The organism is Sulfitobacter sp. PM12 (genome assembly GCF_045586035.1).
In the GTDB taxonomy this organism is placed as follows: Bacteria; Pseudomonadota; Alphaproteobacteria; order Rhodobacterales; family Rhodobacteraceae; genus Sulfitobacter; species Sulfitobacter pontiacus.
The window spans coordinates 2,553,023-2,567,423 of record NZ_CP151529.1 but is presented as its reverse complement, the minus strand read 5'-3'; the positions used below and the strand labels follow the sequence as shown (position 1 = coordinate 2,567,423).

Here is a 14,401-nt window from a genome sequence, read left to right as displayed (position 1 = left end):
ATTAGTTCCTGATTCCGGCCAGTTTGGTGGGTAAACCGCTTTATTATTGGGCCTCTTGCGTGACAAACGACGACTTTAAAATGGACCGCTTCGATGCGGCGATTCTGACGGTACTGGCCGAAGACGGGCGCATCAGCATCACTGACCTCGCCAAACGGATCGGGCTGTCCAAATCTCCCACCCAAGCGCGGCTAAGACGGCTTGAGGATAGCGGCGTCATTCTGGGCTATCGCGCCCTGCTGGACCCGATCCGTCTGGGGCTGGATCACGTCGCTTTCGTAGAGGTCCGTTTGGAAGACACCCGCGAGGTCGCCCTGCGCGCCTTTAACGAGGCCGTGTCCCGTGTGCCTGAAATTGAACAGGCCCATATGATCGCAGGGAACTTTGATTACCTGCTTAAGGTGCGCACCCGTGACATGGCCGCCTACCGTCGTTTTCTGGGCGAGACGGTGACCACGCTGCCCTATGTCGCCAACACCTCTACCTATGTGGCGATGGAAGCGGTCAAGGAAATCATGCTCGCGGACATGGCGTAAGCCGCGAAGGCGCACGGGGCCAATCGTGATTTTGATGCCGGCTGCCCTGCATCTGACCATTTACACCGCCCGCAACCTAGCTATTGTGCGCGGCACTGCGGGCGTGATGGAATGGTAGACATACCAGACTTAAAATCTGTTGGGCCTTGTGCCCGTGTGGGTTCGAGTCCCACCGCCCGCACCACTCATCCCTCCACTTAAATCCAGTCTCCGAAAAGCGTGACAGGCCGGTTATCATGGCATTGTCGTTGCTCGTGGCTGTGCATATGGTAGCGGATGCGAAACAAATGGGGGATATCGGGTGGACGACAAAACGAACATGCGCGCGATCATTCAGGATCATGAGGCCTATCTTGCCGGTGCGCATGATTTCCAGTCAGATATCGAAATGCTCGCGGCAAGCGAAACTGTGGGGACGTTGCTGGAAACGGTAATGCTGGCGACAGATATGCGCTTTGCTGCTGTGGCGCGGGTGACGACCGATCGCTGGGTCGCCTGTCGCACGGTGGACGAGGTGAACTTTGGCTTGTCCGAAGGTGACGAGATCGGGATCGACCAGACCTTCTGCCAATCGGTGCGCGAGACCTCTGAAAAAGTGATGTTCAACGATGTCGCCACGGATGATGTCTATCGTAACCATCCGATTGCCGCGCAATTCGGCATCGTCAGCTATGCCTCCATCCCGATCTTCCGCAGCAACGGGTCGTTCTTTGGCACCCTCTGCGCCATCGATACCGAACCGCGCGACGTCAAACATCCCCGCGTTGTGGCCATGCTCGAGATGTTTGCCGATATCATCGGGCGCAGTCTGGAAACCGAAGAGCGGCTTGAGGCGCAGGAGCGACTGGTAGAGCACGAACGCCAGATGGCCGCGGTGCAAGAGGAGTTCGTCGCCGTCTTGGGCCACGACCTGCGCAATTCGGTCGCCGCGCTGAACGCAGGTGTGCGCCAGCTCGACAAGGAGCCGCTGTCAGATAAGGCGCGGAAAATTCTGCCGCTGATGGGGAGCTCTATCCACCGGATGAGCGAGCTTATCGACAATATCATGCTGCACGCAAAATCGCGGTTGGGCGGCGGTATCCGCATCTCGGCCACGCCGGACGCGGGGTTGGAAGACGCGTTGAACCACGTGGTCGAAGAGGTGCGCGCCGCAGCACCCGATCACAAGATCACCGTCGATCTGGACTTTGACCGCCCCGTGAGCTGCGATGCCGCGCGCGTGGCGCAGGCGGTGTCGAATCTGTTATCGAACGCCGTGCGCTATGCCGATGACGGCAGCGAGGTCACGGTGCGCGGGCGCGTCAGCGGGGCGGAGGCCGTGATTTCCGTTGCCAACCGCGGCGCGCCGATCCCCGAAAGCCTGAAGCAAAAGCTGTTCCAACCCTACCAACGTGGCGACCAGACCAAGGGCGAGGGGCTAGGGCTTGGCCTGCATATCGCATCCTCGATCGCGGTGGCGCATGGCGGTCAGATCGACGTGACCTGCGATGACGGTCTTACCACATTTGCGTTCCGTGTGCCGTTGCTGGCGGCCTGAACGCCGTTCAGGGTTCTCTGGTGGGACTACATCAAGGGCCAGCGCGATGCGCTGGCCCTTGATCGTTTTCGGTGTGGTCAGACGGCGGAGCCTTGGCAGATCAGCTGCGCACGCCTGCGAATTTTTCGGCCCATTCGTCGCGCTGGTCGTCGGTGATTTTCGCGAACAGCACCTCTGGCACCTCGAAGGTGTGACCGGGGGCCAGTTGGGCCAAGGCGCCAGGCACATCATCCGGCCATGCGGCGTTTTCAACCTTCATACTGTCAAGCATGCTGGCGGCGGCCGTCGGGATGAATGGTGCAGACAAGACCGCGTAAAGCGGGATTAGGTTCAGCGCCAAACGCACCTGAGCCGCGGCTTTGTCGGGGTCTGTCTTGAAGGTCGTCCAAGGGGCCTGTGCTTGCAGGTATTCGTTACCCGCAGCCCAGATCGCCCGCAGTTCGGCGGCGGATTTGCGGACTTCCATCGCCTCCATCGCGGTTTGATAGCGGGCTACCCGTTCAGTCAGATCCGCGATCAGCGCGTGTTCTTCGGGCCCGTATTCGCCCGCCGCTGGCACGTCTTCGCTGAATTTCGAGCGGCAGAATTTGGTGATGCGGCTGATAAAGTTGCCCAAGACATCCGCCAGATCCTTGTTCACGGAGGACTGGAAATTCTCCCACGTGAACTCCGCATCCGAGGTTTCGGGCGCATGGGACAGCAGCCACCAGCGCCAGTAGTCCGCCGGCAGGATTTCCAGCGCCTGATCCATGAACACCCCACGCCCGCGCGAGGTCGAGAACTGGCCGCCGTCATAGTTCAGATAGTTGAACGATTTGATGTAGTCGACCAACTTCCACGGCTCTTGCGAACCCATGATCGTTGCAGGGAAGCTGAGCGTGTGGAACGGGACGTTGTCCTTGCCCATGAACTGGGTATAGCGCACGTCGTCGGCACCTTTGTCGGTGCGCCACCAGCTTTCCCAATCCGACCCTTTGCCCGCATCGACCCATTCCTGCGCGCAGGCGATGTATTCGATGGGGGCATCGAACCAGACATAAAAGACCTTGCCCTCCATCCCCGGCCAATCTGCGTCGCCGCGTTTGACAGGCACACCCCAGTCCAGATCGCGCGTGATACCACGGTCCTGCAGCCCGTCACCGTCATGCAGCCATTTCTTTGCAATAGAGGTGGTCAGCACGGGCCAGTCGGCCTTGCTGTTGATCCATTCGTCCAGCTTGTCCTTCATCTGCGATTGACGCAGGAACAGATGCTTGGTGGCGCGCATCTCGAGGTCGGTGGCACCGGAAACGGTCGATCGCGGGTTGATCAGATCTTCGGGATCTAGCTGTTTGGTGCAGTTGTCACATTGGTCGCCGCGGGCATCCTCGAACCCGCAGTTGGGGCAGGTGCCTTCGACATAGCGGTCGGGCAGGAACCGCCCGTCGGTCTCGGAGTAGATCTGGCGCTGTTCGACTTCCTCGATCAGGCCCTGATCATAAAGTGCTGCGGCAAAATGTTGGGTCAGCGCCTTGTTCTGCGCACTGGAGGACCGGCCAAAGTGATCGAAGGACAGGCCGAACCCTTCCGCGATCCGCGCCTGAACCTCGTGCATCTCGGCGCAGTATTCCGCCACCGGTTTACCTGCTTTGGCAGCAGCCAGTTCAGCGGGCGTACCATGTTCATCCGTCGCGCAGAGAAACAACACCTCCTGGCCGCGCCCGCGCTGATAGCGGGCGTATAGATCGGCGGGCAGCTGGCTGCCCACGAGGTTGCCCAGATGTTTGATCCCGTTGATGTACGGAATGGCGGAGGTGATAAGGTGGCGCGTCATGACTTGGACCCCGAAACTACTTTTGCACGTCTCTAGCGCAGCGGCGGGGCAAGGGCTAGGGGGCGTCGCGTTCGCGGCTGCGGCGCATCAGGCGGCCAATGGTAAAGGATGTGCGCGGCGCATAGACATAGGGGGTGCGTTTTGTCGCCGTAGGGCGGGCGCGCATCCGCGTCAGCCCAAAGAGCACCAGCACCCCGTGCCCGACCGAGATCATGGTAAACAGCGCCGCGGGGCCAAAGCCTTCGATCAGCACCGAGGCGATGTAGGGCGCAAAGATCGCCCCGACCGCGAACCAGAACATCAGCGCCGCCGAAAGCTCTACCCGTTCCGAGCTGCTGGCAAAGTCATGGGCGTGGGACGCCGCGACGGAATAGATCGGAAAGGTCGTGAGGCCAAAGAAGGTCGCGGCAAGGAAGATCGCCTGCGTGCCCATGCCTGCTGACATCACGGTGACCGCACAGCTAAGCATTGATGCAGCCGACAGCCAGATCAGCACCCAGCGGCGGTCGAATTTATCGGCCAGCCAGCCCACGGGGAACTGCGCCAAAGCGCCTCCCAGCACGAAAGCCGACAGGAACCACGCGATCTGACCGGCGGTCAGCCCGACCTCTTGCCCATAGATCGGCCCGACCATCCGGAAAGACGCGCTGGACAGTGCCGCGACAACCACGGCGGCGACGGCCAGCGGGGATCTATCAATCGCGAGCTTGGGGCGCAGCCGCCCTTTTTCGGGGGTTTCGGGTTGGGGCAGGCGGGTCAGCACCAGCGGGATCAGCGCGGCACAGCACAGGATCGCCAACAGGTTGTAGGACACGTAGGACGCAGGCGCGAGCACGCCAATGATCATCTGCGCTGCCAATGACCCGCTGGTATCCACCACACGGTAGGCCCCCATGGTGCGGCCCCGCGTCTCGTTCGTGACCTTGGCCTGCAACCATGCTTCGACCACCGTATAGCATCCGGCGACGCAGAACCCGGACGCGACCCGCATGAGCGCCCAGGCATAGGGGTCCAGCACCATCATATGCGACAGCAGCCCGATCGCGCCCGCAGCGGTAAAGGCGGCGAAGGCGCGGCTGTGCCCGACAGTGCCCAAAAGGCGCGGCGCGCCCCAGCAGCCCAGAAAAAAGCCGACGAAATGCGCCGAGCCCAAAAGACCGATCTGCTGGTTGGTGAACCCCAGTTGCGTGCCCGACAACACGTCCAACGGCCCCACACCGCCTGACGACAGTTGCAGCAGAATGACGGAAAGAAACAGGGCGGCGAAGGAAATGAGAAGGCGCATATCATGGTACTCTGTGCCCATTTTCGGGCAAGACCAATGGCCAAAGCGACAGTCACGCGAAAATTTTCACCCTTCGGCTTTTGCACGGCACGGCTGCCCGGAAAATGCGCTTGCGGTGACGTGGCGGAACAGAAAGGGTAGGCGCAAATCTAAACGAGGAATTCCAATGCAAAAGAACACGCTGGGTCACACAGGTATCGAAGTGACTGATTTCTGTCTGGGTTCAATGACTTGGGGCACGCAAAACACCCCCGAGGAAGGCCATGCGCAGATTGAACGCGCCCTTGATGCGGGGATCAATTTTATCGACACCGCCGAGATGTATCCGGTTAACCCGATCAAGGCGGAAACCATTGGCCGCACTGAAGAGATCATCGGCCAGTGGATCGCCAAGACCGGACGGCGCGACGACTTTGTGTTGGCGACGAAGCACTCAGGCGCGGGGGCTCCGGTGCGTGACGGCGCGGGGATTTCACCCGATACGATCCGTAGCACGCTTGAAGGATCGCTGAAGCGGCTCAACACCGATTATGTGGACCTCTACCAGTTCCACTGGCCCAATCGCGGCAGCTACATGTTCCGCAAGAACTGGGAGTATGACCCCTCGTCGCAGAGCCGTGCCGAGACGATGGCGCATATGGAGGACTGCCTTGGCGCGCTGCAAGACGAGGTGACCCGCGGCACCATCCGCGCCTTCGGGTTGAGCAACGAAAGCGCTTGGGGGCTGACCCAATGGGTGAATGCCGCCGAACGCACGGGCGGCCCGCGTGCCGTTTCGGTCCAGAACGAATATTCGCTGCTGGCGCGTATCGCTGATACCGACGTGGCCGAAACATGCCACAACGAAGATATCGGGATGCTGTCGTATTCTCCGCTGGCGGCGGGGCTGCTGACCGGCAAATACCAGAATGGCGCGTTGCCCGAAGGATCGCGCATGGCGATCAACGGGGATCTGGGCGGGCGCAAGACGGATCGCGTGTTTGATGCGGTGGACGCCTATTTGCAGATCGCGCAGAAACACGGGCTGGATCCGGTGCAGATGTCCCTGGCCTTCACGCGCCAACGGCCCTTCATGACCTCGGTGATCTTTGGCGCGACCTCGCTTGACCAGCTCGAGGTGATCCTCGGCGGGATCGACCTGCATCTGGATGACGAGGTGATGGCCGATCTGGATGCCGCGCATAAAGCACATCCAATGCCGTTCTGACCCTTCAAACGCCACGCCGGCCCTGAACCCAAGGAGATTCTGATGCCTCTCACCATGAACAAGGACGTATTCATCACCTGTGCGGTCACGGGGTCGGGGGGCAGTCAGGACCGCAGCCCCCATGTGCCACGGTCGCCCGCACAGATCGCCGACAGCGCGATTGCGGCGGCCAAGGCGGGGGCTGCGGTGGTCCATTGCCACGTACGCGACCCCGAAACAGGCGCGCCGAGCCGTCGGCTTGATCTGTACCGCGAGGTGACGCAGCGCATCCGCGAGGCAGAGGTGGACGTGATCCTGAACCTCACAGCGGGGATGGGCGGCGACATCGTCTTTGGCTCGACCGAGCAGCCGCTGCCCCCTGTGGCCGGGACCGATATGATCGGCGCGGCGGAACGGGTGCAGCATATCAAGGAATGCCTGCCCGAGATTTGCACCCTTGATTGCGGCACGATGAACTTTGCCGAAGCCGATTACGTGATGACCAACACGCCTGGTATGCTGACCGCCATGGGCCGGATGATGACCGAGCTTGGCGTGAAGCCCGAGATCGAGGCCTTTGATACGGGCCATCTGTGGTACGCCAAACAGCTGGTCAAGGACGGTGTGCTGGGTAGCCCTGCGTTGGTGCAGCTATGCATGGGCGTGCCCTGGGGCGCCCCCGATGATCTGAACACCTTTATGGCGATGGTGAACAACGTGCCGGACGATTGGACCTTCAGCGCCTTCGGGCTGGGGCGTCACCAGATGGCCTATGTCGCCGCCAGCGTTTTGGCGGGGGGCAATGTGCGCGTGGGGCTCGAGGATAACCTCTGGCTCGACAAGGGCGTTCTGGCGGAAAACTGGCAGCTGGTCGAACGCGCCGGAACGATCATAGAGAATATGGGCGCACGGGTCATCGGCCCGGCGCAGGTGCGCGAACAGCTTGGGCTGACCAAACGGGCCGCCGCATGAAGCGCGCGCTGCTGTCGCTGGTGCTGGCGCTTCTGGCTGGATGCGCGGCTCGGGTCCCCGATACCGCGCAGGGCCTGCGGGATAGCAAAGCGCTGATTGGCGCGACCAGCCGCTATGACGCGGCGCGCTTCAAAGGGCCGTGGCTGGTCCGTGACAGCTTTGGCGACGGCGTGGCGCAGGTGGCCTTGGTCGAGACGACGAAGGGCCCCGCGTTCCAGCTGTGCACACAGGTCGGCTGCGGCGACGGCGGCACGCTGTGGCTGGCGCAGCAGCAGGGGCAGGGGCGCTATGTGCTGTCGCGCCCCGATGGCAGCACGCGCACGCTTTGGGTGCTTTGGATCGACGAAGGGTTCCGCACCGCGGTGGTCGGCAATCCCGCCGGCGACTTTGGCTGGATCCTTGACCGCAGCGCCAGCGGCGGCGCGGACCGGATCGCGGCCGCGCGCGAGATATTGGACTTTAACGGCTATGACACGGACCAGCTGAGGATACGACAATGACCAAAATCGCAGCAATCATCGGCGGTGGTGTAATCGGCGGCGGATGGGCCGCGCGTTTTGCACTAAATGGCTGGCAGGTACAGGTGTTCGACCCCGACCCGCAGGCCGAACGCAAGATCGCCGAAGTTCTGGCAAACGCCCGCCGCTCCATGCCCGGTCTGACCGATGTCGCCCTGCCCGCCGAAGGGGGGCTCCGGTTTTGCTCCAGCATCGCCGAGGCGGTGGAGGGCGCCGTGTGGATACAGGAAAGCGTGCCCGAGCGGCTTGAGGTCAAACACAGCACGCTCGCCGAAATTCAGGCCGCCTGTGATGCGGAGGCGGTGATCGGATCGTCGACATCGGGGTTCAAACCGTCAGAACTGCGCGCGGGCAGCACGCGCCCCGATCAGATCATGGTCGCCCATCCGTTCAATCCCGTCTACCTTTTGCCGCTGGTCGAGCTGGTCCCGGCCGAGGGGCAGGACGGCCCGCTGGTAGACCGCGCCAAGGAACTGCTGACAGGGCTTGGGATGTACCCGCTGCATCTGCGCAAAGAGATCGACGCCCATGTGGCAGACCGTTTGCTCGAAGCCGTCTGGCGCGAGTCGCTCTGGCTGGTCAAGGACGGCATCGCCACCACGGAAGAGATCGACGACGCCATCCGCTATGGCTTTGGCATTCGGTGGGCGCAGATGGGCCTGTTCGAGACGTATCGCGTTGCCGGTGGCGAAGCGGGGATGAAGCATTTCATGTCGCAGTTCGGTCCGGCATTGAAATGGCCCTGGACCAAGCTGATGGATGTGCCGGAATTTGACGAGACCCTTGTTGACCTGATCGCGGGGCAATCGGACGCGCAGTCGGGGGCCTATGGCATCCGTGACCTTGAACGCATCCGCGACAATAATCTGGTCGCGATGATGCGGGCGTTGAAACAGCAGGATTGGGGCGCAGGACGGTTGATGAAACAGCACGAGGCGGCCTTGCGCGCAGGCACCGTGCTTGAGGCGCGAGCGGCGGATATCGACGACCCGTCCCAGCCGGTGCCCACCGTCCATCGTGCCGTGCCGCTGGACTGGACCGATTACAACGGCCACATGACCGAGGCGAAATACCTTCAGGCCTTTGCCGACGCGACCGACCGTTTCATGGAGCTGATCGGCTGCGACGCGGCGTATATTGCCTCGGGCGGGAGCTTTTTCACTGCTGAAACCCATATCCGCCACGTGGACGAAGTGCATGCGGGCGCGGTGATCGACATACGCACCCGCGTGCTGCTGGGGGCGGGCAAGAAAATGCATCTGTGGCACGAGATGTACGAAGGCGACCGGCTGCTTGCCACGGGGGAACACTTCTTGCTGCATGTCAGCCTTGAAACCCGCAAACCCTCTGATCCGTCTACGGAGATCGCGGCGGCGTTGACGCGCTTTGCCCAAGCCCATGCGGCCTTGCCGATGCCCGAGGGCGTGGGCCGCTTTGTGGGCGCGCCGCGGTGATCGGGGTCCGCGCCCATGGCTGACACGCTGCCGGATCTGTGGATCCTCGTGACGCTGGCCGCGGCGGTCTTTCAGACCGGACGGTTCATGCTGCAAAAATACCTCGCGACCGCGACCCTGTCGGCGGCGGGGGCGACGTTCTCGCGGTTTCTGTATTCCGCGCCCTTCATCCTACTGGGGCTCGTGGCCTATCTGGCGCTCAGCGCGACACCGCTGCCGCCGCTTGGGCCGGGGTTCTGGGCGCATGGGTTGGTCGGAGGCACGGCGCAGATCCTCGCGACGGTCTGTGTGGTGCTACTGTTCAAACAGCGCAACTTTGCCGTGGGCATCACCTTCAAGAAGACCGAAGTCATCCTGACGGTGCTGGTGGGTTGGATCATTCTGGGCGAGGGCGTCAGCGCCACTGGCTTCGCCGCGATTGCCCTTGGCGTGGTCGGGTTGTTGCTGCTGTCCGGCGGGGCAGAGGCCAAGGGGTTTCACCTGCGCGACCTGCGCAATCGCGCGGCAGGGCTGGGGATCGCGTCAGGCGCGCTTTTCGCGGTGTCGGCCGTGTCCTACCGCGGGGCGTCGCTGGCCGTGCAGACCGATCTGCCGGTGCTGCGCGCAGGCGTGACCCTTGCGGCGGTGGTGACGATGCAATCGCTGATCATGGCGGTGTACCTGCGGCTGCGCGAACCGGGGCAGATTCGCGATGTCTGGCGCGCGCGCCGGGTCGCGGTCTGGATCGGGCTGACCTCGATGGGCGGATCGCTGTGCTGGTTCATCGCCTTCACCTTGCAGAACGCAGCCTATGTCAAAGCCCTTGGTCAGGTAGAGCTGATCCTGAGCGTCGCGGCCTCCACCCTGTTCTTCCGCGAGAAAATCAGCCCCCGAGAGGCGGCAGGCATGGCGGTGCTGATCGCGTCGATCCTGATGCTGGTGATGGTCGCCTAGCTTGGCATCGGGCGCCCGCGCAAACGCAGGAACAGGCTTTCTTCGTCGCTATTCTTGAAAAACGGAACCGAGGCGGGCGGGTCAAGCTGCCGCGCGCGGGCCTCGACTTCGGCCAGCACCACCTCGGTGATGAAGGGCATGTCGAATTTGCGCGCGTCCGACAGGGCCACCCATTGCAGATGCGAAAGCTCGTCACAGGCGTCGTCGAAATTGTCGAGATCGGTGGCGATATCCTCGGCATCGACCAGAAAGAAACGCGCATCAAAGCGGCGTGGACGGCCGGGAGGCGTCAGCGCGCGGAAAACAAATTGCAGCGGGGCCGCGTGGGGCAGATAGCCGCGCTGTGCAAAGGTCAGCCAATCGGCAGGGGGCGTGCCCTCCCATGCGCCTTTCTGGCCAAGGATCAGGCCGGTCTCTTCCCAAAGCTCGCGGATCGCGGCCACCACCAGGGCATGTGCAAGGCTGTCATCGGCGTCTTCGGCCAGACGGTTCTGGCAGGTTTCATCGACCATGCTGGCAAGCGGCACCTGCGCATCGCCCAGATCGACCGCGCCGCCCGGAAAAACGAATTTATTGGGCATGAAGGCCGCTGTCGCGCCACGTTGCCCCATCAGGATCCGCGGCGCGGTATGCCGGTCGCGGATCACGATCACCGTGGCTGCGTTGCGGATTTTACTTTTGTCGATGGTCATCGCCTTGCCCCATATCCTGTTTTTCTAGCGGGGCTTTCGGGGTGCCGGTCAGCTGGTGCTGCCGAACCCGCCCATGCGCTTTGCCCATTGGAAGCCGATCATGGCTCCTTTCAGTCTGGGCAGAAGGTAGAGGGACAATCCGACGCAGCCAACCGAAAAGATTGTAAACAACGTCAGCGGCTCGGGTCGCCAGACCACAAAGGCGATGTGCAGCCCCGGGGCCAGCAGGTGCCCGACAAGCAGGATCGTCAGATAGGCCGGACCATCATCGGCGCGGTGGTGGAACAGTTCTTGGCCGCAGACGGTGCAGGTATCATTGACCTTCAGATAGCTTTTCAGCATCGGACCGGCCCCGCAGTTGGGGCATTTACGCCGCCAGCCGCGCAGCAGGGATTTCTTCATGCTGCGTTCATCTGTGTCTACGTGAGGCATATTTACGGTCTGGTCAGTCATCTGGGCTTCCTTGTTCCCATCCTACATGCGGCCAAAACGCCGCGAAATAAAGGGATCTCGGGGCAGTTGCGTCGCCATGTCGCAAAGCCCGCGCAGGGGTGCCCAAAACTTTTTCACATTTTTGCGACGGAATGACGGGCGGCTGTCGTTTGAACCGGTATCGCCACGCTGAAAACGGCGGGCGTTAGATAGATCACCAAAGGAAGAAACAGATGACAAAACGAGCAAATCTTCAGATCGCACTCTTGAGCGGGTTGATCGCATTGGGCGGCACGACACTGGTCGCGCAGAATGCGGAGAAGGCAGAGGGCGGCAAGCAAAGCCACTTTGTCCAGTTGGACACCGATATGAACGGTGAAGTCACTGCCGAAGAAATGAAAGCCCACGCTGCGGCACGTTTCGCTGCTGCTGATGCGGATGGCGACGGCTTCCTGACACAGGATGAACTGGCCGCCGCAGCCAAGGCACGCCACGCCGAGCGCAGCCAGCGCATGCTGGAGAAGCTGGACACCGACGGCAACGGGTCGCTTTCCGCGACCGAGCTTGAAGCCATGGGCAAAGGCAAAGGCGACCGGATGGCCAAGCGCCACGACAAGATGATGAAACGCATGGATGCCAATGAAGACGGCAAGCTGTCGATGGAAGAAATGGCCGGGCGTCACAGCCCCGAGCAGATGATCGAGAAGCTGGACACCGACAAGAACGGATCGCTGAGCGCGGAAGAGTTCGCCAAAGCCCGTATGGGTGGCAAGCATCACGGCAAACGCGGTGGTCATGGCGGCAAGGACGGGCACGGTAAACCCGGCAAACACATGAAGCACGACAAGTCCGATGACGGCGACGCGGCTGCAACGGAATAAGGCAAGCATGCGGGCGCGCTTGAACGGCGCGCCCGCAAAGGCTACCTCCGGTTTGATGGATATGCACGATACGACGGATGCCGACGGGGTGGATGACCCCGAACGCGCCTTGCTGCACCGCTATGTGCAGGGGGATGCGGCGGCGGCACGGCTGTTGACGCTCCAGTTGACACCGCGCATCTTTGGTCACGCCTTCCGCATTCTGGGCAACGCGGCCGAGGCTGAAGACGTGACGCAAGACGCGCTGATGCGCCTGTGGAAGATCGCTCCGGACTGGCGCGATGGCGAAGCGAAGGTGACCACCTGGCTGTACCGTGTGACCGCCAACCTGTGCACCGACCGGCTGCGCAAACGCGGCCGGGGTGTCCCGCTTGAGGACATCGCGGAACCCACCGATCCGGCGGAGAGCGCCGAGGCTCGGCTGCAGCGCACGGCGCGCGAGGATGCCTTGCAAGCGGCGCTGGACAGATTGCCCGAGCGGCAGCGGCAGGCGGTGGTGCTGCGCCACATAGACGGGTTGGCGAACCCCGAGATCGCGACCATTCTGGATGTCGGGGTCGAAGCGGTTGAAAGCCTGACCGCACGGGGCAAAAGGGCTTTGGCGAAACTTTTGGGCGCACGACGTGACGCCTTGGGATACGATGATGACAAAACGTGAAACAGAGACGCTAGAGGCGCATTTCGAACAGGCGCGGGCGACCCCGCCGCAGATGCCTGCGGGCATGATGGACCGGTTGATCGCCGATGCGCTGGCGGCACAGCCCGCCCCTGCGATAGGGGGCTGGCGTGGGTTCTGGCGCGCCATCGGCGGCGCACCGGCTTTGGGCGGGCTGATCACCGCAACGGCTGTCGGGTTCTGGATCGGGGTCGCCCCGCCAAGCGGCCTGCCGGATGTCGCGACGCAGATTATCACGGGCGGCGACGATTACATCGTCGCCGATGCGACATCGCTGGACACCTATACGTCAGATCTGACGGCGTTCGGCTGGGACTTGGACGAGGGATAGAAAATGGCAGGCTTTGCATTCAAAAGCACGAAGACACTGCGGTGGGCCTTGGGGCTGTCGCTGGGGGTGAACCTGCTGGTGCTGGGGCTGGTTGCGGGGGCGGTCTATCGCTTTGACGGGCCGCATGGTGGCGCGATGCGGCACATGCGCGACTATGGCACGCCCTACGTCATGGCGCTGCCTGAAGAACGCCGCCGCGCCGTCTTTGCCGATGCGCGCAAGGGGCGCGAGGATAAATCCGTCAGCCGTGCCGCACGCCGCGCATTGTATCAAGAGGCGCTGACCGCCATCCGCGCAGAGCCCTTCGACCCCGCAGAGGCACGCCGTGTGCTGGACCTGCAACGCGACGCCACGCTGACCGTTCAGCAGACCGTTCAAAACGCGTGGCTGTCCGAGTTGGCCGAGATGTCGGCACCCGAGCGTGCAGCCTATGCCGACCGTGTCGAGGAAATGCTCAAGCGCGGCAAAAAGGGCAAACGCGACGGCGCAAAGTCTCCGAAGGCCGGTCAATAGGCTGGCAACTGGCCCAAGCGGTCAGGGCCTGCCGTGCGGGATTGCGCGGCGCGGGCTTGCCAAATGCGCGCCCGGCGCGGTAGGCAAAGCGACCTTAACGAAAGTCGCGCCCCATGCTCCCTGAATTCAACGATCCAAACGAAGTTCTTGCCACCACGCGTGCCTCCTCTGGGCGGAGGGCCATCGGGCTGACGGCGCTTGGGATATTGGGGCTGTTCCTGATCTACGTCGCGTTCACCTCGTCGCCCGGTCTGGGCTGGCAGGTGTTCTTGCTGGCAATGGGGGGGCTGGCGCTTTGGATGGCCGACAAGATGCGCCGCGCAACCGCGGGCGCGATCGAGCTGACCGCCACCGAATTACGCGACAGCGACGGTACGGTGATTGCACGGGTCGAAGACATCATCGGGCTGGATCGCGGCGTTTTTGCGTTCAAGCCGTCTAACGGTTTTCTACTGCGCACCAAGCCCGGCACAGGCGGTGACCGCATTTGGCGGCCGGGCCTGTGGTGGCGGATTGGCCGGCGCATCGGTGTCGGCGGCATGACCCCCGGCAGTCAGACCAAGTTCATGTCCGAGATCATCTCTGCCATGATGGCTGAACGATCCTAAGCAAAAGGCCCGCAGGCAGATCGCCGCGGGCCTT

Annotated in this window: 16 protein-coding genes and 1 tRNA gene; 13 read left to right on the top strand and 4 right to left on the bottom strand. The window is 62.6% G+C overall.

The window, feature by feature from the left end; genetic code table 11:
* Nucleotides 1-80: 80 nt before the first annotated feature.
* The 3 genes from AADW22_RS12530 to AADW22_RS12520 all read left to right on the top strand — a co-directional run bounded on the left by AADW22_RS12530 (nt 81) and on the right by AADW22_RS12520 (nt 2,073).
* Nucleotides 81-536, top strand: a complete 456-nt coding sequence (locus tag AADW22_RS12530) for an Lrp/AsnC family transcriptional regulator (RefSeq protein WP_005849280.1) — start codon at nt 81-83, stop codon at nt 534-536.
* Nucleotides 537-633: 97 nt separating this feature from the next.
* A tRNA-Leu gene (locus tag AADW22_RS12525) sits at nt 634-720 on the top strand.
* A gap of 117 nt (nt 721-837) precedes the next feature.
* Entirely contained in the window at nt 838-2,073 is a 1,236-nt protein-coding gene (locus AADW22_RS12520) for an ATP-binding protein (protein WP_407473837.1), read from the top strand.
* Nucleotides 2,074-2,173: 100 nt separating this feature from the next.
* Here AADW22_RS12520 and metG read toward each other — a convergent pair whose 3' ends face one another.
* Both metG and AADW22_RS12510 read right to left on the bottom strand, forming a co-directional pair.
* Entirely contained in the window at nt 2,174-3,886 is a 1,713-nt protein-coding gene (gene metG, locus AADW22_RS12515; protein ID WP_407473836.1) for a methionine--tRNA ligase, read from the bottom strand.
* A gap of 55 nt (nt 3,887-3,941) precedes the next feature.
* Entirely contained in the window at nt 3,942-5,171 is a 1,230-nt protein-coding gene (locus tag AADW22_RS12510; RefSeq protein WP_005849273.1) for an MFS transporter, read from the bottom strand.
* Between the two features lie 166 nt (nt 5,172-5,337).
* Between AADW22_RS12510 and AADW22_RS12505 the strand changes: the two genes are divergently transcribed.
* The 5 genes from AADW22_RS12505 to AADW22_RS12485 are packed head-to-tail and all read left to right on the top strand — an operon-like array spanning nt 5,338 to nt 10,234.
* Nucleotides 5,338-6,378, top strand: coding sequence for an aldo/keto reductase (locus AADW22_RS12505; protein ID WP_317938453.1), 1,041 nt, complete (start codon nt 5,338-5,340; stop codon nt 6,376-6,378).
* A 42-nt stretch (nt 6,379-6,420) separates the two neighbouring features.
* Nucleotides 6,421-7,329: a 3-keto-5-aminohexanoate cleavage protein gene (locus AADW22_RS12500; RefSeq protein ID WP_037963816.1), complete on the top strand. Its 909-nt coding sequence runs from the start codon at nt 6,421-6,423 to the stop codon at nt 7,327-7,329.
* Nucleotides 7,326-7,829 (top strand): lipocalin family protein, encoded by a 504-nt coding sequence (locus AADW22_RS12495; protein ID WP_407473835.1) that lies wholly within the window; start codon nt 7,326-7,328, stop codon nt 7,827-7,829. Before AADW22_RS12500 ends, AADW22_RS12495 begins: the two co-directional genes overlap by 4 nt.
* Nucleotides 7,826-9,301 carry a carnitine 3-dehydrogenase gene (locus AADW22_RS12490; RefSeq protein ID WP_407473834.1) on the top strand — a complete coding sequence of 492 codons (1,476 nt, stop codon included), beginning with the start codon at nt 7,826-7,828 and terminating at the stop codon, nt 9,299-9,301. Before AADW22_RS12495 ends, AADW22_RS12490 begins: the two co-directional genes overlap by 4 nt.
* 15 nt (nt 9,302-9,316) lie before the next feature.
* On the top strand, nt 9,317-10,234 hold the full coding sequence (locus tag AADW22_RS12485; protein WP_407473833.1) for an EamA/RhaT family transporter: 918 nt from the start codon (nt 9,317-9,319) through the stop codon (nt 10,232-10,234).
* Here AADW22_RS12485 and AADW22_RS12480 read toward each other — a convergent pair.
* Nucleotides 10,231-10,926, bottom strand: a complete 696-nt coding sequence (locus AADW22_RS12480; protein WP_407473832.1) for an NUDIX hydrolase — start codon at nt 10,924-10,926, stop codon at nt 10,231-10,233. The two genes, AADW22_RS12485 and AADW22_RS12480, sit on opposite strands and share 4 nt — an antisense overlap.
* Before the next feature lie 48 nt (nt 10,927-10,974).
* Nucleotides 10,975-11,379, bottom strand: coding sequence for a DUF983 domain-containing protein (locus tag AADW22_RS12475; RefSeq protein ID WP_005849256.1), 405 nt, complete (start codon nt 11,377-11,379; stop codon nt 10,975-10,977).
* 212 nt (nt 11,380-11,591) lie between these two features.
* On the opposite strand from AADW22_RS12475, the gene AADW22_RS12470 reads away from it, so the two are divergent.
* The 5 genes from AADW22_RS12470 to AADW22_RS12450 all read left to right on the top strand — a co-directional run bounded on the left by AADW22_RS12470 (nt 11,592) and on the right by AADW22_RS12450 (nt 14,367).
* On the top strand, nt 11,592-12,239 hold the full coding sequence (locus tag AADW22_RS12470) for an EF-hand domain-containing protein (protein WP_407473831.1): 648 nt from the start codon (nt 11,592-11,594) through the stop codon (nt 12,237-12,239).
* Between the two features lie 55 nt (nt 12,240-12,294).
* Nucleotides 12,295-12,897 carry an RNA polymerase sigma factor gene (locus AADW22_RS12465; RefSeq protein ID WP_373276847.1) on the top strand — a complete coding sequence of 201 codons (603 nt, stop codon included), beginning with the start codon at nt 12,295-12,297 and terminating at the stop codon, nt 12,895-12,897.
* Nucleotides 12,884-13,246 (top strand): hypothetical protein, encoded by a 363-nt coding sequence (locus AADW22_RS12460; RefSeq protein ID WP_235208518.1) that lies wholly within the window; start codon nt 12,884-12,886, stop codon nt 13,244-13,246. Before AADW22_RS12465 ends, AADW22_RS12460 begins: the two co-directional genes overlap by 14 nt.
* 3 nt (nt 13,247-13,249) lie before the next feature.
* Nucleotides 13,250-13,759, top strand: a complete 510-nt coding sequence (locus tag AADW22_RS12455; protein ID WP_407473830.1) for a periplasmic heavy metal sensor — start codon at nt 13,250-13,252, stop codon at nt 13,757-13,759.
* Between the two features lie 113 nt (nt 13,760-13,872).
* Nucleotides 13,873-14,367: a hypothetical protein gene (locus AADW22_RS12450; RefSeq protein WP_005849249.1), complete on the top strand. Its 495-nt coding sequence runs from the start codon at nt 13,873-13,875 to the stop codon at nt 14,365-14,367.
* The last annotated feature ends 34 nt before the right edge of the window (nt 14,368-14,401 follow it).

Coding starts and splice junctions, on each gene's coding strand:
- AADW22_RS12455 (WP_407473830.1), top strand. CDS start 13,250: ATGGCAGGCTTTGCATTCAAAAGCACGAAGACACTGCGGTGGGCCTTG.
- metG (WP_407473836.1), bottom strand. CDS start 3,886: ATGACGCGCCACCTTATCACCTCCGCCATTCCGTACATCAACGGGATC.
- AADW22_RS12530 (WP_005849280.1), top strand. CDS start 81: ATGGACCGCTTCGATGCGGCGATTCTGACGGTACTGGCCGAAGACGGG.
- AADW22_RS12490 (WP_407473834.1), top strand. CDS start 7,826: ATGACCAAAATCGCAGCAATCATCGGCGGTGGTGTAATCGGCGGCGGA.
- AADW22_RS12495 (WP_407473835.1), top strand. CDS start 7,326: ATGAAGCGCGCGCTGCTGTCGCTGGTGCTGGCGCTTCTGGCTGGATGC.
- AADW22_RS12465 (WP_373276847.1), top strand. CDS start 12,295: ATGGATATGCACGATACGACGGATGCCGACGGGGTGGATGACCCCGAA.
- AADW22_RS12460 (WP_235208518.1), top strand. CDS start 12,884: ATGACAAAACGTGAAACAGAGACGCTAGAGGCGCATTTCGAACAGGCG.
- AADW22_RS12480 (WP_407473832.1), bottom strand. CDS start 10,926: ATGACCATCGACAAAAGTAAAATCCGCAACGCAGCCACGGTGATCGTG.
- AADW22_RS12500 (WP_037963816.1), top strand. CDS start 6,421: ATGCCTCTCACCATGAACAAGGACGTATTCATCACCTGTGCGGTCACG.
- AADW22_RS12470 (WP_407473831.1), top strand. CDS start 11,592: ATGACAAAACGAGCAAATCTTCAGATCGCACTCTTGAGCGGGTTGATC.
- AADW22_RS12475 (WP_005849256.1), bottom strand. CDS start 11,379: ATGACTGACCAGACCGTAAATATGCCTCACGTAGACACAGATGAACGC.
- AADW22_RS12505 (WP_317938453.1), top strand. CDS start 5,338: ATGCAAAAGAACACGCTGGGTCACACAGGTATCGAAGTGACTGATTTC.
- AADW22_RS12510 (WP_005849273.1), bottom strand. CDS start 5,171: ATGCGCCTTCTCATTTCCTTCGCCGCCCTGTTTCTTTCCGTCATTCTG.
- AADW22_RS12450 (WP_005849249.1), top strand. CDS start 13,873: ATGCTCCCTGAATTCAACGATCCAAACGAAGTTCTTGCCACCACGCGT.
- AADW22_RS12485 (WP_407473833.1), top strand. CDS start 9,317: ATGGCTGACACGCTGCCGGATCTGTGGATCCTCGTGACGCTGGCCGCG.